At 62.6% G+C, this 24884-nt stretch carries 25 protein-coding genes and 1 tRNA gene; 18 read left to right on the top strand and 8 right to left on the bottom strand.

From position 1 onward, the window contains the following. Positions 1 to 8: 8 nt before the first annotated feature. The 13 genes from V2L18_RS12595 to V2L18_RS12535 all read left to right on the top strand — a co-directional run bounded on the left by V2L18_RS12595 (position 9) and on the right by V2L18_RS12535 (position 10433). Positions 9 to 1307 carry a hypothetical protein gene (locus V2L18_RS12595; protein WP_336178606.1) on the top strand — a complete coding sequence of 433 codons (1299 nt, stop codon included), beginning with the start codon at positions 9 to 11 and terminating at the stop codon, positions 1305 to 1307. Further along, positions 1304 to 1900, top strand: coding sequence for a DUF4376 domain-containing protein (locus V2L18_RS12590; RefSeq protein WP_336178605.1), 597 nt, complete (start codon positions 1304 to 1306; stop codon positions 1898 to 1900). Before V2L18_RS12595 ends, V2L18_RS12590 begins: the two co-directional genes overlap by 4 nt. Before the next feature lie 122 nt (positions 1901 to 2022). Then, positions 2023 to 3462 (top strand): phage tail sheath subtilisin-like domain-containing protein, encoded by a 1440-nt coding sequence (locus V2L18_RS12585; RefSeq protein ID WP_336178604.1) that lies wholly within the window; start codon positions 2023 to 2025, stop codon positions 3460 to 3462. Positions 3463 to 3517: 55 nt separating this feature from the next. Further along, positions 3518 to 4030 carry a phage major tail tube protein gene (locus V2L18_RS12580; protein ID WP_336178603.1) on the top strand — a complete coding sequence of 171 codons (513 nt, stop codon included), beginning with the start codon at positions 3518 to 3520 and terminating at the stop codon, positions 4028 to 4030. Between the two features lie 50 nt (positions 4031 to 4080). Beyond that, positions 4081 to 4353, top strand: coding sequence for a phage tail assembly protein (locus tag V2L18_RS12575; RefSeq protein ID WP_336178602.1), 273 nt, complete (start codon positions 4081 to 4083; stop codon positions 4351 to 4353). Between the two features lie 185 nt (positions 4354 to 4538). Further along, a complete protein-coding gene (locus V2L18_RS12570; RefSeq protein WP_336178601.1) occupies positions 4539 to 6875 on the top strand; it encodes a phage tail tape measure protein in 2337 nt (778 codons plus the stop codon). Positions 6876 to 6914: 39 nt separating this feature from the next. After that, positions 6915 to 7349 carry a phage tail protein gene (locus V2L18_RS12565; protein WP_336178600.1) on the top strand — a complete coding sequence of 145 codons (435 nt, stop codon included), beginning with the start codon at positions 6915 to 6917 and terminating at the stop codon, positions 7347 to 7349. 10 nt (positions 7350 to 7359) lie between these two features. Beyond that, positions 7360 to 7572, top strand: coding sequence for a tail protein X (locus tag V2L18_RS12560; protein WP_336178599.1), 213 nt, complete (start codon positions 7360 to 7362; stop codon positions 7570 to 7572). Between the two features lie 95 nt (positions 7573 to 7667). Next, complete coding sequence (locus V2L18_RS12555) at positions 7668 to 8663, top strand: contractile injection system protein, VgrG/Pvc8 family (protein ID WP_336178598.1); 996 nt, start codon at positions 7668 to 7670, stop codon at positions 8661 to 8663. Positions 8664 to 8741: 78 nt separating this feature from the next. Continuing rightward, positions 8742 to 8957: a hypothetical protein gene (locus tag V2L18_RS12550; RefSeq protein WP_336178597.1), complete on the top strand. Its 216-nt coding sequence runs from the start codon at positions 8742 to 8744 to the stop codon at positions 8955 to 8957. Between the two features lies 1 nt (position 8958). Continuing rightward, entirely contained in the window at positions 8959 to 9432 is a 474-nt protein-coding gene (locus V2L18_RS12545) for a lysozyme (protein ID WP_336178596.1), read from the top strand. Further along, positions 9432 to 9884: a hypothetical protein gene (locus V2L18_RS12540; RefSeq protein WP_336178595.1), complete on the top strand. Its 453-nt coding sequence runs from the start codon at positions 9432 to 9434 to the stop codon at positions 9882 to 9884. Before V2L18_RS12545 ends, V2L18_RS12540 begins: the two co-directional genes overlap by 1 nt. Positions 9885 to 10046: 162 nt before the next feature. After that, positions 10047 to 10433, top strand: coding sequence for a DUF1515 family protein (locus tag V2L18_RS12535; protein ID WP_336178594.1), 387 nt, complete (start codon positions 10047 to 10049; stop codon positions 10431 to 10433). 205 nt (positions 10434 to 10638) lie between these two features. Here the strand turns inward: V2L18_RS12535 and V2L18_RS12530 are convergent, their stop codons facing one another. Genes V2L18_RS12530 through V2L18_RS12505 form a run of 6 tightly spaced genes read right to left on the bottom strand, consistent with a single transcriptional unit; the run spans position 10639 to position 17657 of the window. Beyond that, the gene (locus V2L18_RS12530) at positions 10639 to 12624 is read right to left on the bottom strand and encodes a hypothetical protein (RefSeq protein WP_336178593.1); all 1986 of its coding nucleotides are present in this window, start codon (positions 12622 to 12624) and stop codon (positions 10639 to 10641) included. Between the two features lie 8 nt (positions 12625 to 12632). Then, the gene (locus V2L18_RS12525; protein ID WP_336178592.1) at positions 12633 to 13355 is read right to left on the bottom strand and encodes a phosphocholine cytidylyltransferase family protein; all 723 of its coding nucleotides are present in this window, start codon (positions 13353 to 13355) and stop codon (positions 12633 to 12635) included. 42 nt (positions 13356 to 13397) lie between these two features. After that, positions 13398 to 14024: a gamma-glutamyl-gamma-aminobutyrate hydrolase family protein gene (locus tag V2L18_RS12520; RefSeq protein ID WP_336178591.1), complete on the bottom strand. Its 627-nt coding sequence runs from the start codon at positions 14022 to 14024 to the stop codon at positions 13398 to 13400. Next, complete coding sequence (locus V2L18_RS12515; protein ID WP_336178590.1) at positions 14021 to 16336, bottom strand: PEP-utilizing enzyme; 2316 nt, start codon at positions 16334 to 16336, stop codon at positions 14021 to 14023. Before V2L18_RS12515 ends, V2L18_RS12520 begins: the two co-directional genes overlap by 4 nt. A 5-nt stretch (positions 16337 to 16341) precedes the next feature. Next, positions 16342 to 17124 (bottom strand): class I SAM-dependent methyltransferase, encoded by a 783-nt coding sequence (locus V2L18_RS12510; protein WP_336178589.1) that lies wholly within the window; start codon positions 17122 to 17124, stop codon positions 16342 to 16344. Then, positions 17121 to 17657, bottom strand: coding sequence for an adenylyl-sulfate kinase (locus V2L18_RS12505; RefSeq protein ID WP_336178588.1), 537 nt, complete (start codon positions 17655 to 17657; stop codon positions 17121 to 17123). The genes V2L18_RS12510 and V2L18_RS12505 overlap by 4 nt, the downstream gene beginning before the upstream one ends. Before the next feature lie 797 nt (positions 17658 to 18454). Between V2L18_RS12505 and V2L18_RS12500 the strand changes: the two genes are divergently transcribed. The 3 genes from V2L18_RS12500 to V2L18_RS12490 all read left to right on the top strand — a co-directional run bounded on the left by V2L18_RS12500 (position 18455) and on the right by V2L18_RS12490 (position 20763). After that, positions 18455 to 18530, top strand: a tRNA-Lys gene (locus V2L18_RS12500). A gap of 974 nt (positions 18531 to 19504) precedes the next feature. After that, positions 19505 to 19804 carry a hypothetical protein gene (locus V2L18_RS12495; RefSeq protein WP_336178587.1) on the top strand — a complete coding sequence of 100 codons (300 nt, stop codon included), beginning with the start codon at positions 19505 to 19507 and terminating at the stop codon, positions 19802 to 19804. A 125-nt stretch (positions 19805 to 19929) separates the two neighbouring features. Further along, positions 19930 to 20763, top strand: coding sequence for a 3-keto-5-aminohexanoate cleavage protein (locus tag V2L18_RS12490; RefSeq protein WP_336178586.1), 834 nt, complete (start codon positions 19930 to 19932; stop codon positions 20761 to 20763). Positions 20764 to 20776: 13 nt separating this feature from the next. Here the strand turns inward: V2L18_RS12490 and V2L18_RS12485 are convergent, their stop codons facing one another. Then, positions 20777 to 21124, bottom strand: coding sequence for a metalloregulator ArsR/SmtB family transcription factor (locus V2L18_RS12485; RefSeq protein WP_336178585.1), 348 nt, complete (start codon positions 21122 to 21124; stop codon positions 20777 to 20779). A 376-nt stretch (positions 21125 to 21500) separates the two neighbouring features. Here V2L18_RS12485 and V2L18_RS12480 point away from each other — a divergent pair, with 376 nt between their 5' ends. After that, positions 21501 to 22247: a cytochrome c biogenesis protein CcdA gene (locus V2L18_RS12480; protein WP_336178734.1), complete on the top strand. Its 747-nt coding sequence runs from the start codon at positions 21501 to 21503 to the stop codon at positions 22245 to 22247. 74 nt (positions 22248 to 22321) lie between these two features. On the opposite strand, the gene V2L18_RS12475 is transcribed toward V2L18_RS12480, so the two are convergent. After that, entirely contained in the window at positions 22322 to 23149 is an 828-nt protein-coding gene (locus tag V2L18_RS12475; RefSeq protein WP_336178584.1) for a hypothetical protein, read from the bottom strand. 204 nt (positions 23150 to 23353) lie between these two features. Here V2L18_RS12475 and glmU point away from each other — a divergent pair, with 204 nt between their 5' ends. Further along, entirely contained in the window at positions 23354 to 24712 is a 1359-nt protein-coding gene (gene glmU / locus V2L18_RS12470) for a bifunctional UDP-N-acetylglucosamine diphosphorylase/glucosamine-1-phosphate N-acetyltransferase GlmU (protein WP_336178583.1), read from the top strand. Positions 24713 to 24884: the final 172 nt, after the last annotated feature.

The raw sequence follows: 24884 nt of genomic DNA, 5'->3' as shown, positions 1-24884 counted from the left end.
GCTGATCAGTGACGGAAACTCCGACAACGGCAAATCGGGAATACCCTCAGCCGCACCCGAGTAACGAGCCCGCCGAGGATGTGGCAAGGATCATTGCCGCGCTGGACGCGATCGATGCGGACGTCGCCGCGATCCTGAGCGATCTGGCCGCAAAGGCTGAGGCCGGCCACACGCATACGATCGCCGAGATCACCAATCTCGCCTCGACGCTGGCTGCGAAAGCGGAGGCCAACCACAATCACACGATCAGATCGCTCAGCGATGTCGATCTGACCGGCGCGCCGGTTGGCCGACCGTTGGTGACGACATCCGACGGCAAGGTGAGCTACGGCGTTGCAATCGCGGCCAACGCCGCAGCGCTTGCGCTCTCTGCGGCAATTGCAGGCATTGCCGGCACCAACGTCCAGGCCGCGCTCGAGGCGTTGGCGACTGGAAAGGCCCCGATCGATGGCGTTGCCGGCAACTGGTCCGTCGGCGGCGAGTTCAACGTGGGCGGCTACTGGTTCAAACTTGCTCCCGTCACAGGGCCGGCCAACCTTGGGGTCTTGTCCTCGGACAACAACGCCAACGTCCAGATCGGCGGCGCTGAAGGGCACCTCAGGACGATCCTGTTCCTGACCAATGGCATCGCCCGCTGGATGCTCTACGTCAATGGAGCCGAAGAGACGGGAAATGATGCGGGATCGAATTTCTCCCTGGCATCGCGCCGCGACGATGGAACGGCATCGGCAACGATCTTTGCGGTGGATCGCGCAAGCCATGTCATGCGCATCTACTCGGAGCTCCAGGTTCCCGGCCAGGCGGTGGGCGACAACTCCCTTCGAGCAGCGAACACGGCCTATGTCAAAGCGGTGCGCGACGCGGTCCTGTGGGTCCGCGATGAACGGCCGAGCGGTGAAGGAGGAAGTCCCCCCGTTACGCAAGACTGGTTTGCGCGCACGCTGCAGACGATCGAGGCGAACAACATCGCCGGGGCCTCGCTGAATGCGGACCAGATAACGCTTCCGGCCGGAACGTACACCATTCAGGCCAGCGCACAGGTCCTGGCGACGCAGCACTCCAGGCTGAGACTGTACAATGTGACGGAGAACGCGAGCCTTGTTGAGGGGCCGATGGTCTATGCGCGGGAGAGCTACTCCCACCAAATAGATCAGCATCTCATGGGCCGTTTTGTCCTGTCGGCGCCTGCAACTCTGGAACTGCAACAGATCGTCGCTCGGAACCCAGGATCGGCAGGACTCGGGTTGGCAGACCCGTGGAGCCAAGCGACCGTTTTCGCCGAGGCCTTCATCAGGAGGATCGCATGAAATACGCCCTGGTCATTGATGACACAGTCCGGCAGATCAGCAAGGTTCCGGTGTGGTCCATCGCGCCGCAAGAGGCGGTCGAGGAGATCGCTGACACAGGCCCTGACGGGGAGACCATCATCCTGCAACCGGCTCGCGCCGCTGTCGTCGGGGTGATCGAGGACGGCTGGATCGAGGTCCCCGACGACGTCTTCGCCGGCTACGTCCTGGCCGATGATGAGACATGGAGCGCGCCACCGGCGCCGGCACCCTCTGACGACGAACTCAAGGCTTATCTCGCCTCTGTCCGCTTCGATGCGGAAACGGGCGGCCTCACCGTCGATGCCATGGAGATCGCGACCGACCGGGACAGCCAGGTCAAGATCCTCGCGGCGCGCGTGAAGGCGGTTGCTGATCCGGACTTCACGACGACGTGGAAGGCGCTGAACGGCTGGTTCGCCCTCGATGCGGCGGCGATCGTCGCCATGTCGGATGCTGTGCTCGCCCATGTCGCGGCGTGCTTCACCGCGGAAGAAACCATCGCGGCCGCGATCGAGGCCGGCGAGGTTACGACGCGCGCGGCCGTCGATGCTGCATTCGCCTCTGTCAGCTGAGGGCAAAATCTTGGCAGGGCGCCAAGCCACACATTGATCGCCCAAAACAATCTTTGTCCAGCCCGGCCTTCGCGTCGGGTTTTTTCATGCCCGCGTGAAGGGCACCACTGAAGGAGACTGCCATGGCGGATATCGCCTTCCATCACGGTACGCGGGTTTCGCAATCGGCGGAAACGCCGGTTCTGATCAGGACCGCGCAGTCCGCCGTCGTCGGCATCATCGGGACCGCGCCCGATGCCGATGCCGGCGTTTTTCCGCTCAATACGCCGGTACTCCTCAAGGGACCGCAGTTTGCCAAGGCGGCGAAGCTTGGCGAAGCCGGGACGCTGAAGGACGCGGTCGACGCCGTCAACGCGCAGGTCGGCACCTACATGGTGATCGTGCGCGTGGAGGAGGGCGCGGATACGCCTGAGACGTGGACGAACCTCGTCGGCGGTCCGGCGACCATGACCGGCGTTCACGCCTTCCTGAAAGCCCGCCCGATGCTCGGGATCAAGCCGAGGCTGATCTGCGCGCCGGGCTATACCGGCGGGTCGCCGATCGACGGGATCCAGTCGATCCAGGTGACCGCCGGCGGCACGGGCTACTCCGACAATCCGACCATCACGATCACCGATGACGGCGACGGGACCGGAGCGCAGGCCGTGGCGGTCGTCACCGGCGGCGTGATCACCGCGATCGCGGTGACCCGGCACGGTTCCGGTTACGGCGTGCCGACGGTGACCATCACCGACGCGACCGGCACGACCGCGACCGCGACGGCGACCGTCGGCGCGGTGGCCAATCCCGTCGTGGTGGAACTCGCGGGTGTCCTCGACAAGCTGAAGGCCGTGGCGTGGGTCGACGGTCCCGACACGACCGACGAAGCGGCCGTCGCCTATCGCGGGCTTCTCAATTCCCGCCGGATCAAGGTGGTGGATCCGCGCGTGCTCGTCTGGGACGAAACGCTGGACGCCTATCTGCCGATGCCGGCCGCGCCCTACTTCGTGGGCGTGCAGGCTCGGCTCGACCGCGAACAGGGCTTCTGGTGGTCGGAGTCCAACAAGCCGATCAACGGCATCGCGGGCATCAATCGGCCGATCTCCTACGGCGACCAGACCGACTACCTGAACGAGAACGACGTCGCCACGATCGTCAACATCGATGGCACGGGCTTCCGGACCTGGGGCAACCGGGGGTGCGGATCGGAATCGCTGTGGAAGTTCTTCTCCGTCGTGCGCACGGCCGACTTCATCAACGAGGCGATCGAAAGTGCGTTCCTCGAGTTCGTCGACCGTCCTTTCTCGAAAGCCAATCTCAAGATGGCGATCGAGAGCGGCAACGCCTTCCTGCGCACGCTCAAGGCGGAAGGCGCGATCCTGGGCGGGCGCATGTGGATCGAGGCGGATCTCAACGAAGCGACCGAACTCGCACAGGGCCGCGTCACCTTCTCCGTAGAGTTCGAGCCGCCGGCGCCGATGGAGGACATCCGCATCATCGCCTACCGCAACATCGTCTACTACGACCGGCTGATTTCCGAGGTGATCAGCGAGATCGAAGGCGGCGCGCTCACCGTCGCCTGATCATTCCCGCAACTTGCGCCGGCGATCGAACCGGCCCTTTCGTTGAGGTTTTCCCATGTCGGAACTCCCCCGCTACATCCTGCGCGACTGCACGATCTTCGTCGACACGTATTCGAAGATCGGGCAGGCGTCGGAAATCACGCTGCCCGTTCCTTCCGAAAAGGTCGAGGAGGTGCGCAATGCCGGCATGGTCATGCCGATCGAGGTGAAGCTCGGGTTCGAGAAGATGGAGCCCGGCTTCAAGATGACGGCGTTCGACCCGCAGGTGATCAAGCTTGTCGGCCTGAAGCCGGGTGTCGAGAAGGCGTTCATGGCGACCGGCGCCCTGGTCGACGAGGACGGCACGGTCCATCCCGCGGTTGCTTACATGCGCGGCTTCCTGAAGAGCCACGATCCCGGAACCTGGAAGACGGGCGAGATGGGCGAGAACGACCACAACATCTCGCTGCGCTACTACAAGCTCGAGGTCGACGGCGAGGAACTGCTGGAGGTGGACCCCTTCAACGTTTCGGTCGGTGGCGTCTCCCAGACCGGTGATATCCGCAACGCCCTGCTGCTGAACGGCTGAGCGCCGGCCGCCGCCCGCATCCTTTTATTTTCTGAAATCGAGGAACGACCATGAGTGAAACGGAAACCGTCGAGGTTACCCTCAAGAAGCCGGTGACCCACGACGGCAAGACCATCGACAAGCTGACCTTCCGCGAGGCGGAACTCGGCGACCTGGCCGCGACCGATGCCGCCCAGGGCGGTATCGGCAAGACCATCCTTCTGATCGCTGCTCTTTCGGACACGACCGAGGCGGTCACGCGCAAGATCAAGGCGAGCGACCTCGACGTGATCCTGAAAAAGATCGAGCCGCTGGTGGGAAGTTTTTTTACGCAGAACGCCTAGCCGCCGCTTTCGGCGGCAGGATCGCCCGCCGTCCCTGGCGGGAAACGGCGGCGCTGATTGCGCATGTGCTGCACACGCCCTTGCCGATGGTCCTCGCTATGCGGGCCGACGACGCGCTCGCCTATCACGTGATCGCGGTGCGCATCGGGCAAGTCATCAAGGAAACCTGACATGGAAACCATGATATGGGCCTCCTGAAATCGACGCTGCGCATCGGTCTCGACGATCGGCTCAGCGGCAAGGGCAAGGGACTTCTTGGCACGTTGAACCGGCTGTCGGCCGCGGGCAGCCGGTTCAACAATCGTATGGCGGGGCCGGCTGCGGCGAGTGCGATCGGCGGGTATGCCCGTCGCCTTGTGGCGCTCGGCGGTGCCTATATCGGGTTCCGCAATACGCTCGGTGCGGCATTCGATTTCGAGGACAAGTTCGCCGAAGTCCGCAAGGTGATCGACACGACGCCAGCCGGGCTCGATCATCTGCGCAAGCAGATCCTCAAGATGTCGACGACGCTTTCGGGGGTCTCCGCTGGCGGACTGACGGAAATCATGGCTGAGGCCGGGCAGGCCGGCATCGCGGTCGAACGGCTCGCCCGGTTCACGGAATTCACGGCCAAGGCGACGGTCGCCTTCGACATGGCCGCGAGCGATGCCGGCAACATTTTCGCCAAACTCGGCAACGTTTATTCGCTCAACCAGGAAAAGCTCGAGCACCTCGCCAACACGACGAACTATCTGTCGAACTCGATGGCGGCGAAGGCGAGCGAGATCCTGAATTTCACCAACCGGGCGGCCGGTGCGGCTGACACGCTGAACCTTCTTCCCGACCAGATGGCGGCGGTTGGTGCAGCCATGACGGCCGCCGGCATCGTGCCGGAGACGGCCGCACGCGGCATGAACGCGTTCGCCAACAAGATGGTTAAGGGCGGTCCGAAGGTGGAGCGCGCCTTCAAGATGGTCGGGCTCTCGTTCAAACAGTGGTCGAAACTGAAGAAGGAGAACGGTCCGGCGGCGTTGATGGCGCTGTTTGAAGCCCTCAACAAGGATCCGGACGGCGCGAAGGCAATTCAGGATCTCGTCGGGCAGGATTTCTCCGACGATTTCGGCAAGTTGATGAAGAACCCGAAGCTGCTTTCCCAGGCCTTCAGGCTGGCGGGCGACGAGGCGAAGATCGCGGGATCCGTTCAGGCGGAATATGCCAACAAGGTTGCGACCGACATCGGGCGCATCCGGCGCCTGGGGAACCATCTGAGGGCGATCGGCATCCAGATGGGCTCGATCATGGCCGGTCCGCTGGGCGCCGGCGCCGAGCGGCTCTCCGGCATCTTCGACACGCTGGATCAGCGCGTGACGGTCTTCGACAAGATCAAGGCCGGGCTGGACGGGCTGGGCGCCGGGCTCGGTTTCAAGGATGGAGCGGGAATGCTGTCCAGCCTGGGCGACTGGCTGGAACGCGGTATTTTCGGGAACGTCGCCACCTTCGAGGCCGATACGGATCGGCTCGGGCAGATTTCTCTGAAGTTGAAGGAGATCGGCGAGAACTTCCGCGCCGCCTTCGATGCGCTTTCCGGTGGCAAGGGTGCGGTCGAGGTCTTGTCTGGGCTTGGCGAGGGGATATCCGGCATGGGGAGTGCCATGTCGATCGGCGGGGCGATCGTGCTGGGGCTGACCGCCGGGAAACTGCTGAAGCTGGCTGGCGCGCTGGTCACCTTCGGGCTTGGCAGCCGCCTGGTACGCTGGACCGTGATCGCGGCGGGACTGTCGCAGCTCGGCAAGGCCGGTTCCGAAATGAGCGCCGTGGATTGGGCCGTGGCCGCCGGCGGGATCGCCATGATGACGGGCGAACTGATCGGCCTGGCGAAGGCAGGCGGCAAGGCATACAGGGCGGTGAAGTGGATACTGCGCGGCGAAGCGGCTGCGGGCGCTGCGGGAGTTGCCGGGGGAGTTGCCGGAAAAGTCGCGAAGGGCGGAATGCTGGCGCGTCTGGGTCGTATCGCAAAACACCCGCTCGCTCTGGGCGCAGTTGCCGCGGCCTGGGCGTTGTCGAACCAGACGGACAAATCGAAAAACAAGGACCTGATCGGCGAGGTCCATCGGCGCAATCGCCGGGCATCATCCCGGTTGCATCTCGCTCCGGGCGGAGACTACACGCTCGGGAGTTTCGGAGGCTTTCGTGCGGCCGGCAAGGGTGCGGATACGAAGGACGGTTTCGTAAACGCCCCGCTTGCCTTCAGGCGCAGCGAGGCGGCCGTCTCTGGCCTCCCGTCCGCACATCAGTCCGGCCTTTCGGGCGGCCGACCCGCGCCCGCCGATATCAGCCTTTCGGGTCAATCGATCGAGGCTCTTCTGCGCCCGAAGGGAACACAGGACGTGCGCGTGATGAACCCGCCTCCAGCGCTCTCCGTGCCCGTCTCGGTGACCGTACACGCGACGACGAACGTCGATCCGGCTGCAATAGGCGAGGAGGCGGGTAAGGCCGTCGGCGAGGCGGTGGGGAACGCATTGCGGGAAGCTTACACCGACTAGAGTTTGCAGAAGCCGGACAGCAATCGGAGACCGCAGAAAATGGCAGGACCGACAGGAATGGCGCTCGGAGGTTTCGCGTTCGAGGCGCTGGGGTTTTCCTATGAAGACGTGGGACGGAACCTTTCCACGCCCTGGGCGAAGCAGGCTGTCGCACAGCGCTTCGACGCCCAGCAGTGGACCGGACCCGGCGAAGACGAGATCGAGATCAAGGGCGCGATCTTTCCGCAGGAGTTCGGCGGGACCGTGAGCCTGGAAGGCCTGCGGCAGGCCGCCCAGACGGGCGTGGCCCTGATGATGGTCTCTCTCGGCGGCACCATATTCGGTTACCATACGATCCAGTCGATTTCCGAGGACCGCAGTTATCACGACGCCTTCGGGCAACCGCGCAAGAATGTCTATCGGATAAAGCTGCTGCGCTACACCGAGACGCCCGCGGTGTCTCCGCTGAATTCCTTCGTGACCCTTTTTGCCTGAGGAGACGGGCATGGCGACGACGATCCGCTCGATCGAAGGCGACACGGTCGACCTCGTGGCACTGCGCGCCTATGGGCGGACGGCGGGAGCTACAGAAACGCTTCTCGATGCAAACCCGGGTATTGCGGCGCGTGGCGTGTTCTTGCCGGTGGGAACGGTCCTCACTGTCCCGGATATCACCTTCTCCGAGCCGACGGCTTCTCTCGTGACCTTGTGGGACTGAAAGGGATGGCGATCGCGTCCACCCTGATCGGGGAACACCTTGCTCGGCCCTGTGCCGGCGGCCACCGGCAGAGCTGGTGCGAATAGGCCTATACCATGCAACCAAGAGCAATCGTGACGGTCGACGGCCAGCCGGTCGCCGGGGCGTTCTATGAACGGCTGATCTCGCTGGCCGTGACGGATCGCGATGGCACGCGGGCCGACACCGTGTCGATGGAGCTGGCGGACGGCCCGCCGGCGTTCCTCGCACTGCCGCGCCGCGGTGCGCTTGTCCGGGTGCAGCTGGGATATGTGGGCGCAGACTTTCGCGACATGGGCGGCTTTACCGTCGACCAGGTTTCCGGCGGGTGCCTGCCGTATTCGATGACGATCACGGGCCGGTCCGCCGATTTGCGCGCGGGCAAGATGAAGGAACGGAAAGAGCGACATTGGGACCACAAGACCCTTGGCGACATCATCGAGGAGATTGCCGGCGAGAATGGGCTGACGCCTGTCGTGAGCGGAAAGATCGGCTCGCATGTCTATGACTGGCTCGGCCAGCAGGACGAATCCGACATGCACTTTCTCCAGCGTCTTGCCGAGCGGCACAACGCGCTCTTCACGGTGAAGGAAGGGCGGCTGGTGTTTGTCGAGAAGGGGGCTGGCGCGGCGGCATCCGGCCAGGCGCTTGCGCCCGTGATCATCACGCCGGAGCGGGTGATTACCGGTACGTGCCGATACCAGTTCGCGGACCGCGCGAAGTACAGAAAGGTGGTCGCCTACTATCAGGACCGCGACGAGGCGAAGCGCAAGGAAATCGGTGTGGATGCGGATCCGGACGGGGAGGCGACCTATCGCATCCCGGAACCGTTCGCGAGCCCTGCGGAAGCGGACAAGGCAGCCCATGCGAAGGCAAGGGATCTGATGCGGGGCGGATTGACCGCATCTGTCAGCGTGCCGGGGGATACCTCGATCCGCGCGGGCGCCCCGCTGAAATTCGACCGCGTTCGCGCCGGCCTCGATGACGAGGATCTGATCATCGACACGGCGACGCACCGGCTGGACAAATCGAAAGGCTACGTAACCGAGATTTCCGGAAAGTCGAAGCAATAGGCTTCCCGGATCCGACTGGAACCACGAACGAGACCCGCCCTTCGAGGCGGGTTTTTTATTGGGCGGAAGGATAGACACATGGAACTCGATCTCGTCGATGACGCCGGGTGGATTCTGCGGCGCGCGTGGAGCGTGCGGCTCCGGGTTGCCGGTCTGGCGATCGAGGGCAGCAACATCTTTCTGCAGGCCTATGGCTATCTGCTGCCGATCCCGCCCGTCGCGCTGACGGTGCTCGGCGCCCTGTTCCTAGCGGCCTCGCTCGTCGCGACTTTCATCAAGCAGAAGAGGGACTGACATGGCGTCTCGCCTCAAGAAGGGCGCGGCGGCGGCGGCCGTCGCTGTGGCGCTGATAGGTGGATGGGAGGGGCTGCGGCTCTCGGCCTATCGCGACATCGTCGGCGTACCTACCGTCTGTTACGGCGAGACGCGTGGCGTCACGCTGGGCGACAGGCACACCAAGCCTCAATGCGACGCGATGCTGCTCGCCTCTATCCAGCGGCACGAGGCAGGTATGCGCCGGTGCCTTAAGGCGCCAGACGCGATCCCGATCAAATCCTACGTCGCATTCGTTTCGCTTACCTACAACATCGGCGTCGGGGCGTTCTGCAAATCGACAACGGCCCGCAGGCTCAATGCTGGCGATGTGCGTGGGGCCTGCGAGTCCGCGACCTGGTTCAACAAGGCTGGCGGGCGACGCGTGCCGGGGCTTGAGAACCGCCGCGCGGCCGAGCATGAGCTTTGCCTTGAGGGCGTGCGGGAGGGGCGGTGATGCTGTCCGCATTCCTTCATCTCGTCGGCATCGGCCTGACGACGCTGCTCGCCTGGGGCGGGCTGGTGCTGGCGGCTGCCGCGTTTGTGGCGCGTGCGGATCCGCGCGTGCCCGGGTGGGCATCCTCGATCGCGGCGACGGCGTTGCTGTGCGTCGCGATCTGGAATTTCTCCGCGCTTCATCATGACCGGGCGGACGACCTGCGGCGGCTGCGGGAGACGATCGCCGAGCAGGCGCGTCAGCGCGAGGCGGCGGAAGAAATCGCGGCACGGGCGCAGGAAGCCGCACGCACCCGCGCCAATGAGGCGGAAACCCTGAGAGGCCAGATAGATGATTACGAGCGTGCGCTGGCGACGGGCGATGTTGCCGCTTGTCCTGACGATCCCGATTATCGCCGGCGGATGCGAGACATCCGGATCCGTGCGCCCGCATCTGCCGGCGCCGGAAACTGACCTCACAGTGCCGTGCCGAGACCCCGGCGTGAGCGGCGACAAGGGCCGGGACGCGCTCCGCCACCGCGTGGCGTTGGCGGAGTGCGAGGGCAAGCGGGCAGGGTGGGCGGCGTTTTACGATGACGTGCGCGCCGAGTTCGGCGACGTGAGGGGATCTGGAAAATGAGCGATCCGACGCACGAGATCCTTGAAAAAATCGGCCGTCTCACCGGACTGATGGAAGGCGTGCATGGCGACATCGCCGACATCAAGCAGAACATGGCGAGCGAGGCAGACAAGACCGCGGCCAGCCGAAAGGAAATGTATCGCAGCATCGAGGAAACACGGGCCGTCGCCGTTCGCGCCGCTGCCGCGGCCGACGGTGCGCGGAAGGCTGCCGACGCTGCAGACGGGAAAATCGAGCGCGAGGTAATGCCGGTGATCGATGAGGTGCGGCGCTGGAAATTCGCGGGAATGACGTGGCTCGCGATCGCCGGCGTGGCCGGGGCGTCCGTGGTGGCCTTCCTGATCTGGGCTTGGGATGTGATCCGGGCGAAGTTGGGCCTGTGATCCGCCTCGCGCTACTCGCGGCGGTGGCCGCTGCGTTTTTCGGAGTTGCAACTTTGGCCTAGTTCGCCGCTGGTTGAGGGACTTGGAGTAGGGGCGCCCTGCCACTCCGTTTGACATCTGACCTCTTGACTGCCCGCCCCGATCAGACCTGGTCACGGAGGCAACAATTAAACATTGCGCCGGGCGCGTCTTTTCGAATGAACCTCTATGCCGACCTGTCATCCGGCCTGAACCGGACAGAAAGCGCCTCTACTGGCTGCCCGGCCAGAATTGCCGACGTGACGTCGATTATCCTTTCGAGGCTCTTTTCGGGATTGGCGAGGTTCTGCTCGCGGAAGGCGCTCAGTGCCTCGCGAATGGCGTCCTGACGTGTAAGGCAATCGGCAACGGCATCATCGATCAGGTCCGCCTCGCCGATCGTCGCACCATAGATGGTGCGGTTGAGCCCGTCCACTTTCGGATCGAGGACGATCACCGGTCTGAGCCGCGACATCGAGAAGGAATACAAGACCGAAGAGCCGTCCGTGATCAGTAAGGCCGATTGGGCGTACTGCTCGACGTAGTCGGGGACGCTCGAATATTCGAAGTTCACGTCGGCCGCGAAGCGCTTGCGGATCATCTCGTAACCGAGGCTTCCCGGAATCTCCCTGAAGACGACCCGGTATTCGGGATGGCTTTGCAGAAGTCGTGCGATAGTGGTTTCGAGCGCGGACACGTACCAGTCGCGCCGATCCGGCGGCAGTGTGAATAGTCCGCGCGGTGCGATCAGTGCAATGCGTTCGGACGTTTCTCGTTCTCTGCATCGGGTGATGACTCTATCGAGCCGAGGGTGTCCTGTGCTGACAACCCGAACATCGGGAGCCTGAGGTCTGTCATCCAGGGGGGCCAGCAGGGTGGGAGTGTTTCTTCTGCAGGCCGCTTCGCTTTGAATTTCAGCGCTTTCGATAAACCGGTTGTTGGTCGTCCGCGGGTCGTGCGCGCAATCTTCGAGATAGCTCTCCGGTTGCGGGATCAGGACGTAGTCGCACCGACCGCGGAACCGCAGCGCGCCGGTGGCGGCGATGTGGGCCCTTGTCGCCTCACTCTGCTCGGCACGTGTCCAGTCGTAGGAATAGATGTGCCAGAGCTGCCCGTGGGGTACCAGAATTCTTTGCGTGCACGTGTTTTCAATGAGGTCTTCGAGGAAATCGTCGGTGGACAGGACGACATCGACGTTTCCGGGCACCGTTGCGCCGAACCAGACAGAGAGGTAGGCGACTTTGCCTTCACTGGCCGCCGCAACGAGGGGATAGCGTGAGAAGACGGTGATATCTGCGGCGGTCGCGAACCGTTCCGCCACGATGTCGATTAGCCAGCGCGATTGCCATGTGTTTTCCAGCCACAGTGTTTTCTTCTCGCCACCAGAAGGCTGCCGGTGGCGCGCGCTGTTGATGCCGCTCATCATCAGGAACAGGATCAGGACCGGCATATCTGCATTGTCGCGGACAAAGGCGGACAACCGATCTTCGTCGATCGTCTCGCGGCACAAGGTGTCGTCGATGTAATCGGCAACGATCTCAAGGCTGGGAATGGAACTACGCTTTTTGAACGCGCTACCGGCCCCGGGCCGTGGAAAACACGCCGCCATGAGGCCATACGTATCGTAGCGGATACGTGGATTGTTGAAGTGTCTCAGCAGAGACGCGGCGAGCCCGAGGTGATTGCTTTCTAGACAATCGGCTGCCGGGCGCAGAGGTTCGTTCGCCTTGGCGGCTGTTCGGAAATTGACAAAGTGGCTCCAGAGAGTCAGCGCGAGCCCGGGCTTGCTCACTAGGCCATTTTCTGGAGTGCGGAGCGGCCGGTGCCGCTTGGCAGACGCTCCGAAATTGGCCCTGAGCAGGTCTCTTCGGATGATTTCGGCAGCCCCGTCAGGGGTCACATGCCGAAGCGCCCCGAGATAGACCCGCCCCGCTCGACGATAGTCAATGAGTGTTTCCGGTGTATTGGCCAACGCGAATGTCAGCGCGGACAGCGCCTCCTCGGGGCGATCTGCCGTGAGCAGGATTTCGGCACTGAGGAGACTTGCCGCGGTAAGAAGCTTTCCGTCGGAGAGTATCTTGTCGACTTCGGCGACGGCCTCGTCCAAGGCTCCCTGCAGATACAGGGGACGGGCGCAAGCTTCGATCGATGCTGCGTCCAATACGGTCTCCATGTCTCCTCCTAGCGAGCGTCCGAATAGCTGGCGAGATCTTCAGCGGTATCGATCTCGCCCCATTCCCGGTCATAGGGCACGGTGTGAATTGCGATCCTGCCGGCCTGAATGATCTTCTGCAGCGTTCCAGTCATGTGCATGCGGTCGCGATCGCCGACCGGCATCGTGCGGCGAAGACGCTGAACTTCCGTCCAGCTCTCCGGCGTGAAGCGCAGGAGCCCCATGTACTGGCCCTCGATATCTTCGACACGGCTCGGCTTGTTGCCGATTTCGGCCAGCGTGCCGTCTCCGTTGAGCCGGAAGGTTTCCGCATCGAGCAGCGGGTCGCCGAACCGCTTCTTCCACAGCTCCAGCCAGTTCGTGTCGTAGGTGATGGCCAAGGGCGCATCGGTTTCGATCAACGCGCGCACGGCTTCGGCGTCATAGAAGATGTCGGAGTAGGAGACAATGCAGGGACCCGACGACAACCAGTCTGTCGCCGCTTCCAGCGAACTCACCATGTTGGTCTCAGCCCAGCGCGGATTGTGGAATTCTGCAAGGCCGCGATCGGCCAGCATCTCGCGCCTGTAGCCGGTGGCGATGCCGATTTCCTCGACGCCGGCTTCGCGAAGGGCCTCAAGCTGCCAGTCGAGCAGGGACTTGCCGCGATACGCGACGAGGCACTTGGGGCTTTCTGCGGTCAATCCGCCCATGCGGCTGCCGCGGCCGGCGGCGAGAATGACGGCCTTCATCGCAAGAGCTCCTTTCGGCAAGGGAGAGAGGGCAAAACAGGCTCAGGCATGGCAGCCGGCGAAAAGCGTGCGCAGGTTGGCAATGTCTGTTTCGGCGAAGGGCGCTTCCCGCTCCGGGTGCCACATCCAGCCCTCCCACGGCTGGTTTCGATGTCGGATCGCCTCGATTTCCCCGTCCCCGGCACGCGCCGTGACCATGAACCCGTCCGGGCAGCCGGAAAGCGAAAGCGTGTGATAGCTGTTGACCTCGCCATCCGCGCCCTCTCTCAATCTGTGCCGGGTTCGCACATGCCCGTCGACGGTCTTGAGGGCAGTTCCGGCATGCACGGCCATCATCTGCATGCCGCGGCAGATGCCGAGCACGGGGAGCGGGTTCCTGGCCGCCAGATCCAGCAGATGGCTTTCCGTCAGATCCCGGTCCGGGCAGCTGCCGATGTCGTTTCCGCCGGAAAGGACGAGTGCGCTCGGCCGGATCGCTGCAATCCAGAGATCGAGCGCGCGGCGCCTTTCATCGTCACTGACCATGTCGGGAACAAGGCCGTTCGGAATTGCAACCGGTTGCAAACCGGAGGTGGCAAGAAATGCCATGAGGCGCTGGTCTGTGGCGTCACGGCGTTCGCGGCGATCGGGAAAGTCGTCAACGCGCTGACTGACGGCGATGATGCTCACTGCAGAACCTCGACCCGGCGGCCGGCGCAATCGATGTGGAGACGACGGGCGCTCGACCAGCGCCGGAAAAGTTCCTCGCCCGCCCCGATGACGGCCGGAAGCCCGATTTCACCGGCACGGATCGCCATGTGCGAATTTGCGCCGCCCCAGGCGGTGATGAGCCCGGCGATCGGATAGGAAAACAGCCAGTCGAAGCCCGGATCCGCGTTCGGGATGCAGACGACCGCTCCGGCGAGCACCTGCCTGTCGCCGCACTGAACGACCGGTGCCGTCACTTCCTTCTGGGTGATGTAATTGGGGGTCGTTTCCGGCCACTCGAAGGCCCAGATGTCATCGGGATGGCTGATCACCGGCGGCAGGGATGCGGCAAGCGTCTCGGCATATCGGGTCTTGCCGAGCTCGATGCTGCGGTTCAGGACGTCGCGTGCATCCGTGGCGGCCACATGCAGTTCCTTGATGGCGGCGATATCGCAGTAGGCCATGTCCTGGCGCGAAATGCCATGCTGCTCGCCGATCTCGGCAATCAGCGAGAGGGCATCGGAAAGATTGCGCGTGAAATGGAACTTCGCCAGTTCGCGCTGCTCGATGCCGGTCTGCATGAAATCGAACAGGCCGACGGGATCGGCCTGCAATGCGTGATCTTCCAGAAGCGAAACGATGGATCTCATCTGCGGCAGGGTGAGCGAAAAGGGTTGCTGGTGCCTTGGCTCCGGCGGGCGTTCGTTCCAGTCGAAATAGAGATCCGGCGCCTCGTCGTAGCGGGGGGAAAGGATATCGTAGGTCCCGGGACGCAGGTGACCATAGCGGGAGAGGAACGCCTCCCTTCCGAGCGCTGCACGGTCGTGCGCGAGTTGCCCGCCAACTGTCGAAACGCTGGCAAGGAAGGCATCATGATCGGCCTGCGAAAACACGCCGACAGCGACGAGCGAGCGCAGCATCTGGACGGCGATGAAGCCGGCACGGGCGAGCCCCGCAAAGGGCAGCGTGCCATAACGCTTGGCGTCTTCCAGCAGCCAGTAGACGCGCTCGACCGGATCCGTTGAGGACGAGAACAGGGCCTCGCGACGGGCATTCAGGACGTCGAGCTTTCCCGCATCCGACCGCCACAGGCCCTTCTTCGGATCCACGATCCGGTTGGTCAGGCGGCGCAGGCTGTCGGCGATCTCGCCCTGCTCGCGTTTCGAGAAGCCGGCATCGGCAAGCCGTGACATCCTCTGTTGAAGGTCGAGCGTGTAGCAGGAAAAGACGATCTCGAACTCGACCTTGTCGTGCAGCGTTGGCTCGTTCAGCAGGCAGTCGATGTAATAGTCGACCAGGCGACCTGCGAGCGGGTCTTCGAGATCGGCCGGGATGAACGAATTGAACGACAGCCTGACGTCGATATAGGGCAGGCCGAAGAAGTGCGGCATCAGCGGATGGCTGCGCAGGTTGCGGTAGCCGTAGTTGTGGCGCTGATAGGCCCAGATCGCATCCGTCACTAGTTCGCGATAGAGCGCCAGGGCAAGCGGTTTCGGCCTGACGCCGATGATCTCCGCCGGGTTCCAGTCCGGCATCACGCCGTAGACCGTGCGCTTGCCCATCAGAAACGGGTGAGATTCCATCCCGCGGGCGACCTTGGCATGGATGCGTTGAAGGCGCTCGGCCTGACGCTTTTCGCTTTCCGGGGTTCCGGCCATCAGGAGCGGGCGCGCCTGAAGAAGCCACAGCGCTTCCTGATCGCCGTCACGCGTCACCGCGAACTCGCAATCGACCGGCACGCCGCCGAAGATCTGCAAGAGCTCTTCCAGCAGCCGGAAGACGCCGGCCAGGTGCGGTGGTGGCGGCAAGGGGGAGAGGGCTGCCTGCTGCCAGGTCTTGCCGCCCGCGCCACCGGTCACCGACGCCGTGTCCGCGCCGTCGGACCAGCTCACCAGCCGGTAGGGCGCACAGGTGGTGGGATCGTGGGTGAAGGCGACGCCGGATCGCAATATCTCCTGCAGCATCGGCTGAACGAGGACCTCGTCGATCGAAATTGCCGCGCCATAGGAGGCAACGACCGCCTCGATCGCGTCAGTAAGGCCATCGGTCCTGACGTTGGCGACGGACAGGAAGGCGCCCGCATTGGAGGCTTCGGCCCCATCCTCGCGCCGGCAGCTCGACCTCACGATCCAGGGCCCCGACCCAAGCCTTGCCGGAATTTCGGCAAGGATCCTGGTCGCGGCCTCTTGCCATTCCCCGACGGTGAACGTCAGCAAAGGCGCAATGCGAGCCGAGCGCAAAACGCTCGACAGCGATGCCAGAGTGCCGGCCTTTGTGGAGAATGGACGGCCCATGAGGATCAGCCCGTTCGTCTCGCCGACCAGGCGCGGGTGAGATAGGTCGCCTCGATTTCCTCCAGTCCGGCGATCCGGTTTTCGACGAAGGTCAGGAACGCTGCGAACTTCTCCGCTCCGAGCTGTACCTGCAGATCGTTGACCGAGCGCCAGGCCCCAATGTAGCGCTCCGGGCTCATGCGAATGACATGCCGACCTTCCATGTAGACCACGTCCTCGAAATAAGGACACGCCCAGAGCTGCTCGGTGAGCGTCGCGGTGATCCCGGATCGCCCGGAGGAAACGCGCTCGATGTCCGGACGCAGGGTGTCGAGATGCGCCTCGATTTCCACCAGCATCGGACTGACTTCGATCAGGCGCGGGTTCCACAAGGCCGTGAAGCGGCCGCCGGGGCGCAGAACGCGGTGAAATTCTCTGGTGGCGGTGTCGAAATCCGCCCAATGGAAGCTTGAGGCCATGGAAAGCCAGTCGCAGCTGGCGTCCGGCAGACCCGTTTCCTCCGCACTGCCGGCAAGCCATTGGATGCCGGTTTCCGCGCTGTCGGCGATGCCGTTCTTGCGCATGTCATCATTAGGCTCTATCGCGGTCGTCGAGCGCACGCCCGAGGCCTTCACCATCCGCGTCCAGATGCCGGTACCCGCACCGACATCGACGAAGTCGACAGTCTCCGCCGGCCGGTTCAGGAGGCCGAGCAGGCCATTTAGGACAGAGGGACAGTAGTCCGGCCGGTTTTGCGAATAGTCCCTGGCCAGACCGGTGAAGTCGCCCTTTTGGAGCATCCTGTTCATCGGCGGTTCCTTGATTCCACAATCGCGAGAAGTTCGTCGGCAAGTGCAGGCGGTGACTTCGGCGCGTCGAACGCGAAGGTCCAGTCGGGGTTTTCCGGCTCGTCCACCGCGAGATCGAGCCCTGCGACGTTGACAAGTCTCCCTGCCTCGAAGTCGCGGTATATGCCTTTGGGATCGCGCCGCTTCAGCTCTGCCAAGGGCACCTTGAGGTAAGCTTCGACGTAACCCGGCAGGTTTTCCCGGTTCCACCGGTGGATGTCGGAAAACATCGATATTGTCGCGATGATGACGGTTAGCCCCTGAGACGCCAGAACCTTGCAAAGACGCGCATAGCAGAAAGCCAGCGCCATCCGGCCTTCCTTGCCGTGATTGACCGCAGTTGCCCCAAAGACATCCCGCAACTGGTCACCGTCGAGCAGGACGGTGGGCTCGCCCGAGGACCCAAGCTGCTTGGCGACGAGACCGGCGAGCGTCGACTTGCCAGCCCCAGAGAGCCCTGTGATCCAGATAACTTTGCCTTGCGAGCGCTCCAAACCGTTCCTCTAGGATCGAGAAAGCTGAATGTTATTATTAGGATCAGTATTATCCGGCTAAGTCCATAAATATTTCAATATTAAATGCATTTTTTAGTCGAAAGGAGGCATGTGGAGCGAGGTGGACCTCTATAGATAATGTCGATATATCAGTACGGTGAAAAAAAAGAGTGCCTACCCCTAAGGAAGGCGCGGGACGTTCATGCCTATGCAAGGCACCCGATCAATTTGCGCAAAGCGGACGACAGACATTGGCGGGGTCGATATGGCGTTCGCAGTCAATGGCCTCACGGCACCGAGTGCTCTTTGCCTTTGCGATGCTGTCCGTTTTCGGTTCTTGTCCCAGTTTGGCGTCGAGTTTGGCAAACGTGCCGAGCATAATGAGAAACGCCTTGCCTGAGGCGGTCGAGGTGTCGATCGGCTATTCTAGTGCCGTCGGCGCAATACCCAGTGCCTTCAGGAAAGACTTGCTCCGGTTAGGTGGAGAGCGCTTAGCGCACTTGGTGGGCTTTGGGCTCGAAGGCGATGGAGCTCAGGACGCTGAGCGAAGAGTGGCGCCTGAGATGGGGTTACTAACCAGTCGGTTTATCCGGCGATGGCGTTTTCGGCTTGCTGGCGAGTTTGTGCGGCCATCGACCGGATGAGCATGGGAAAGAGATCTACAGCGAGGAGGCGTGACGCATCAATGATTGGAACCCATCGCGAACAGTTTCTGTAAATTGTCTGTAAACTGCTCAATTCCGGGGACGTGACCGGTTGCGCTAACCCCACGATTAGATTACACACCTCGCCACTGGGAGCCCGTAGCTCAGCTGGTAGAGCAACTGACTTTTAATCAGTAGGTCCAGGGTTCGAGCCCCTGCGGGCTCACCAAGTCTCTTCAATGGCTTAGGTGGGTTTCCAAACGAGCGCCGGCTCGTTCCGACTGCCCCTGAGGATTTTCCGAAAGTTCCCGCGCCGATACCTGAACCGCATGCTTGGCATGCGGGATCGCAGAATGCTGGATCGTCGCATCGGGCATTCCGAGCGCACCTCGCCTTGATGGCGCTTTGCGGCGAGTTGGATACGGTCGGTGGGACCGTTTCTCTGATTGGGGCCAGCCGGACAGCGGCTTTGTCGAGGGTGTGGCTTTGCTCCGTATCCAGGAAAGTCTGACACCACGCACACCTATCTCCTGTCCCGCTGAAAATGGCGGCACATACGGCCCGTTCGCGACAGAATGATGCGTTTCTGCGCGCAAAATCCCCGCAATCCGCCTTTTAATGGACCGAGTTGGCCCACGAGAGAGGCGTCCGCACAGTTCGCGTGACCGGGAGTTTGCGACCGTAACGTCATCATCTCCGCCCAAGTATCTGCGACGAGGTGACGCAGATGGCTCGATGTTGCTCGGACGCGTGCTCGGGTGTGCAGCCGAAAGTGCTTCGGAACATGATCGTGTGATGTACGGGCAATCCGAACTGCGGTAGGATTAGAAGAATTCCGGATATGTTTTCAGACTGGAAGAAATACCTAATTCGATAGTGAAGACTTAACGCGAATAGACGAGCCTATATCGCTCGGACGAGAAAAAATCGAAAAGTTCGCTAGGCGAACGTGACATACGCAAGAGGGAAATATTGCCTAACCCATTTTACGGACACGCGGAATATCGACTGGTTTTTTATCGGCAGCCAGAAACGGATGCGGCCTTGGCAAGTCTACGAGTTGCAATTTCAAATCTTATATGTCGCAATTTGTAGTCAAGAAGGGCAATTGAGATAAATGACAGCGCTGGAAGCGGCGTTCTTTACCGGCAGGGTGGGTCGGATGGACGTAGCGGAAGGCGATTAGAAGGGCGCATTTGGATAATGGATACAAATGACCAGAACCAAGGCGAGGTCGTCCAATACGAGTTCGTCAAGGGGCATATAGCGGCAACAATGGCACTGGTGAATGGCCTGGTGCTCCAGAATGCCATCGACCGTGATGCTCTCAACGGTTATTTTGCGAGCTTTCTCAGTCAATTGCCTCATAATCGCGATACTCTTGCGTTGCGCCTCATCATCGATCAGTGGCGTCAGGGGCTCTATACAGCAAAGCCGGAGGCGAACCGCCTGAATGCCCATCTCTTCGAAGTGATCGAAGGAGGCCGCGGCGCTGCGGAATAAGGGCCGCACCGTCGCCAGCTTGCCATACGGTATCCGAATCCGACTAAGTAGACCGGCCGGCTCGCGGGAGCCGGCGTGGGCGTGCTCAGGTTCCGCCCACATATTTCCTGTCGGTTGAGGTTGCCGTGTCCGAGCCTTTGACGATCATGGTCGCGCCGAACGGTGCACGTCGCACCAAGGCCGATCATCCCGCAATCCCCGTCACGATTTCGCAGACCTCCAAGGTCGTGGCCGCCTGTGCGGAAGCGGGCGCGAGTGCGGCGCATGTCCACGTGCGGAACAGCGAGGGACAGCACCTGCTCGACGCGGATGCCTATTCGACGTTGATCGGGGCGATCGCGCGCGAGGCGCCAGCGGATTTCGTCTGTCAGATCACCACCGAAGCGGTCGGACGCTATATGCCTGACGAGCAGATGGCAGTGGTAAGGGCTGTGCGTCCACGCGCCGTTTCGATTGCGGTCAAGGAACTGGTCCCGGACGAGGGGGCGGTTCCCCGGGCCGCCTCCTTCTACGAATGGTGCATGCGTGAAAGCATCGGCGTCCAGCATATTGTTTACGACGCCGGCGAACTGGAACGCATGATCTCGCTCGCGAGGCGCGGTGTCATTCCGGGCGACCGGCTCTCGGTCCTCTTCGTGCTCGGCCGCTACAGCGCAGATCAGCAAAGCGATGCGCACATGCTTCGCCCCTATCTGCAGGTCCTCGACGGGGCGAAGGGCGCTCCGGACATGACGTGGATGCTCTGTGCCTTCGGGGCCGGCGAAACGGCCTGTGCGGCGGCTGCCATGGCCCTTGGCGGCCATGTCAGGGTGGGGTTCGAAAATTCTTTGTGGCGGCCCGACGGCACCGTCGCCGCGGACAACATCGAGACGGTGGCGCGTGCCCGTCGCCTTGCTGCCGAAATGGGCCGCCTGCCGACGCTGGGTGCGGCGACGCTGGCTGTGCTTGGATCTGCCTGAAAAGCCGCAGCGCCTATGCGGGACGGGATCCTGCGCCGCAGAACATGTCGTAGACCGTTGCAAGGATCCGCCGGACGTTCTCGTCGCCGAGGCTGTAATAGATCGTCTTGCCGTCGCGGCGCGTGGTGACGAGGTGTTCCGCCCGCAACCGCGCAAGCTGCTGGGAAACGGTGGGTTGGCGAAGCGACAGCATTCCCTCCAGTTCCGTGACCGACTTCTCGCCCTCGCTCAGGATGCACAGGATCAGCAAGCGGTTCTCGTGGGCCAGCGCCTTGAGATAGTCGCTGGCCTGCTTGGCCTTCTCCTGCATCTGGTTCATGTCGACGGAACCGACCGGTTCCTCAATGACTGTTGCCGGCACGCTTCTTTCCCTCTTTCCGCAAAGACCGCAAGCGCGGGTTGCGCCCTCATGCAAGCATCTAGTCCGAAGGGCTTAAAAAATCGACCCCGGAAGGCCGATTTGGTCCGCTTTTCCGCGGTCTTGCAGGAAAAACCTCCCAAAGAGAACCTTCTGCGCGCGAACCGCAGTTGCAACGCGGGGCCGTGCAAGAGCGGCTGACCTGTCATCGTGGCGGCCCAAGACAAAGGGGATCTCAGCAAAATATGAAGGTGCGTGAGGGATGCGTTCGCATGAGCGGGGTGTCATCGTTTCCCATGTCGGCTACAAGCGTGTGCGTGGGATCGTCGCCAGACGGACCGACGAGCCGGGGCGCGAGCATTTATCCGAAGGGGATCCGATGCACGATGTAACTATTCTGGGAGCCTTTCTTGCGGGGCTGCTGTCCTTCGTCTCTCCGTGCGTGCTGCCTCTGGTCCCGCCCTATCTGGCGTTTCTCGCGGGCGTGTCGCTCGATCAGCTGACCGGCGAGGGGCAGACGGGCGAGGCGCGTGCCGCCGACGGCCGACGGGTCATGATGACGGCGTTTGCCTTCGTCCTCGGCTTCTCCACCGTGTTCGTGCTGCTGGGTGCGAGTGCGTCCTTTCTCGGCCAGTTCGTGGCTGCCAACATTCGCATCCTCGGTTATGTCGGCGGCGTCCTGATCATCATCATGGGGCTGCATTTCCTTGGCGTCTTCCGCATCGCGTTGCTCTATCGCGAAGCGCGTGTCCATGTGGAGCGCAAGCCCGCCGGCCCGCTTGGGGCATATGTCATCGGTCTGGCATTCGCATTCGGCTGGACGCCGTGCGTGGGGCCGATTCTGGCGGCGATCCTGTTCGTTGCCGGCGCGGAGGATACGGTCGCACGCGGTGCGCTGCTGTTGTCGGCCTACGCGCTTGGTATCGGTGTGCCTTTCATGATCGCTGCGGCTTTTGCCGGTCCCTTCATGCGCTTCATGGCGGGTTTCCGCCGTCATCTGGGGATGGTGGAAAAAGTCATGGGCCTTTTCCTCGTGATTACCGGCGTCGCCTTTCTGACGGGGCAGATGGCAACGTTCTCATTCTGGCTTCTGGAAACCTTTCCGGCCTTGCAAAGCGTCGGCTGAGGTCGGCAGATCGCCGTCACATGGCTTTGCCCATGACCGGAAAAGCAGCCTGCGGGAAGGGGACTTCGCCTTAATCAGCGCGCAGGCAGCGGCTGGCCGGCAAACAGCGTCGGCTTGCAGTCGATCAACCGCTTTTCCAGCCTGGCGCAGGTCGCGGCCGCATCGGCCGCATTGTCGAACGGTCCGGCAACCAGATGGGCGACCATCTTTTGCTGCCCGTCCTGGACGATCGAAGCGATCGGCAGGAGGTTGCCGACGACCCGTTCTTCCGTCGCCTGCATCGCGCGCCAGGCGCGGGCGACTTCCTCCAGCGAGGCATAGGCGCCAAGGTCGATCCCGAATTTGGAGCGCGGCACGCTTGGCGCAGCGGTCGCGGTTTTCGACTGCTTGCGGATGCTGCCGGTAATCAGCGGATCGCTGGCCTGCTGCCGCGTGTTCGCCGCATAACGGGTTGGCGCCGGGTAGGAGGGGGCCTGCCGGGGAGCCGCGTTCCCGCCACCTTCGATCATGGCGAGCCTGTCCGACATGATGTCGTTCTGGCGCCTGAGGGACTCTGCGGAGCGGCGCAGGGCGATGATCTCGTGGCGAAGCGTCTCGATTTCGGCCTCGAACCGACCGGGCCTTATGGATGCGACGGGCGCAGGATCGGAGAAGACGCTGAATTCGGTCGGACGCCTGCCGCCATTGCCGATAGAGGCGGTCGTATCCACATCCACGGCATCCGGCAGCGCAAGAGCGGCATAATGCTGTGCGAACGGATCGGGGGTCCGGTTCTGATAGGCGCTGACCGCAATCAGAAGCGACATGGTGGCCGAAAAACCCCATCCCAGAAGAAGGATGCCCGAGCGCACGCGGGCATCACCCTTCACGAGCTTCTGAATGATGGGCGAATTCTTCAGCACAAATCTGTTCCGTTCGCGTCAGCCGAATCTCCGGCGCGCACCAGTTTCCATCTAAGAAGGTTTCATTAACCCTAACAAGCCGGGAAGACACTGTAGATGTAACAGTCTACGGCAATGGTTCGACTATTTCCCTTGCCGGGGCAATCTGCTACGTCCTCGCGCGACGGGCGCGTGCCGCAAACCGCTAGACCTTCGAGGAACCCGATGACCGACCGATCCTGCCTGGCTGTCATTCTTGCCGCAGGCCTTGGCACCCGCATGAAATCCGCATTGCCGAAGGTCATGCACCCGATAGGCGGCCGGCCGATGCTGGCGCATGTTCTGGAGACGGCAGCGCGTGCCGGCTGCGACCGGATCGCCGCGGTGATCGGCCCGGACATGACGGCGGTAGAAACACTCGTCGCCGGTGCGACATCCTCTGCCGAATGCTTCATCCAGTGCGAGCGCAAGGGAACGGCGCACGCCGTGCTGGCGGCTCGGCCGGCGCTCAAGCGCCCCGTCGATGACGTGATCGTCCTTTACGGCGATACGCCGTTGATCACGCCCGAGGCGATTGGATTGGTGCGCCGCGCTCTTGGCGATGGCGCCGACGTCGCCGTGCTCGGCTTCGAGGCGACGGATCCGACCGGGTACGGGCGGCTGCTGGTCGAAGGCGGACGTCTCGTTGCCATCCGCGAGGACAAGGATGCAAGCGAGGCGGAACGTTCGGTTACGTTCTGCAATTCCGGTATCATCGGTTTTCGGGGCGCGCTGCTGCCCGAGCTCCTCGATGCGATCGGTTCGAACAATGCCAAGGGCGAGTTCTATCTGACCGATGCTGTCGAGATCGCCTCACGGCGCGGGCTGACGGTCGTTGCGCAAACCGGGCCCGCCGAAGATGTGCTCGGCGTCAACAATCGCGTTCAACTCTCTGAATGCGAAGCGATTTTTCAAGATCGCATGCGGCGTTCGGCAATGCTGTCGGGCGTTACGCTGATAGCGCCGGAGACCGTTTTCTTCTCCCACGACACGAAGCTGGAGGCCGATGTGGTCGTTGAGCCCAATGTCGTGTTCGGTCCGGGCGTCACGGTGTCTGCAGGCACCGTCGTGCATGCCTTTTCGCACCTTGAAGGTGCTTTCGTTGACGAGGGCGCAAATGTTGGTCCCTATGCCCGGTTGCGGCCGGGGGCGGAGCTTGGAAAGGGATCGAAGGTCGGCAATTTCGTTGAGATCAAGAAGGCGACGGTGGAGGCCGGAGCCAAGGTCAACCACCTGAGCTACATCGGCGATGCGCGCGTGGGGGCGAAAGCCAACATCGGCGCTGGCACCATCACCTGCAACTATGACGGTTACAACAAGTTCTTCACCGACATCGGCGCAGGCGCCTTTATCGGCTCCAACACGGCGCTGGTTGCGCCCGTTGCGGTCGGCGACGGCGCGCTCGTGGCCGCGGGAAGCGTCATCGTGCGGGATGTCCCGGCGGATGCGCTCGCTGTTGCCCGCGGCCAGCAGGTGGTGAAGGAAGGCCGTGCCGCTACAATTAGGGCCATCAAGGAAAAGGCGAAGACGAGCCGGGAGGGGTGATCTGGGCATCATTACCGCCGCGCCTCAGCACGCCTGTCGAACTTCAAGGCAAATCGGGTGTGAATTCAACGCCGCGTGTCATTTTCGCGCTGGCTTTGGCGCTGCACTGTCAATTCAACTTTCAGGATTGTCTGAAATAGCATTTGATTTCTATTGCAATGCGGTCATCCGC

It is taken from the genome of Breoghania sp. JC706 (assembly GCF_037026715.1).
Lineage (GTDB): Bacteria > Pseudomonadota > Alphaproteobacteria > Rhizobiales > Stappiaceae > Breoghania.
This window is presented reverse-complemented; position numbering and strand designations above follow the sequence as displayed.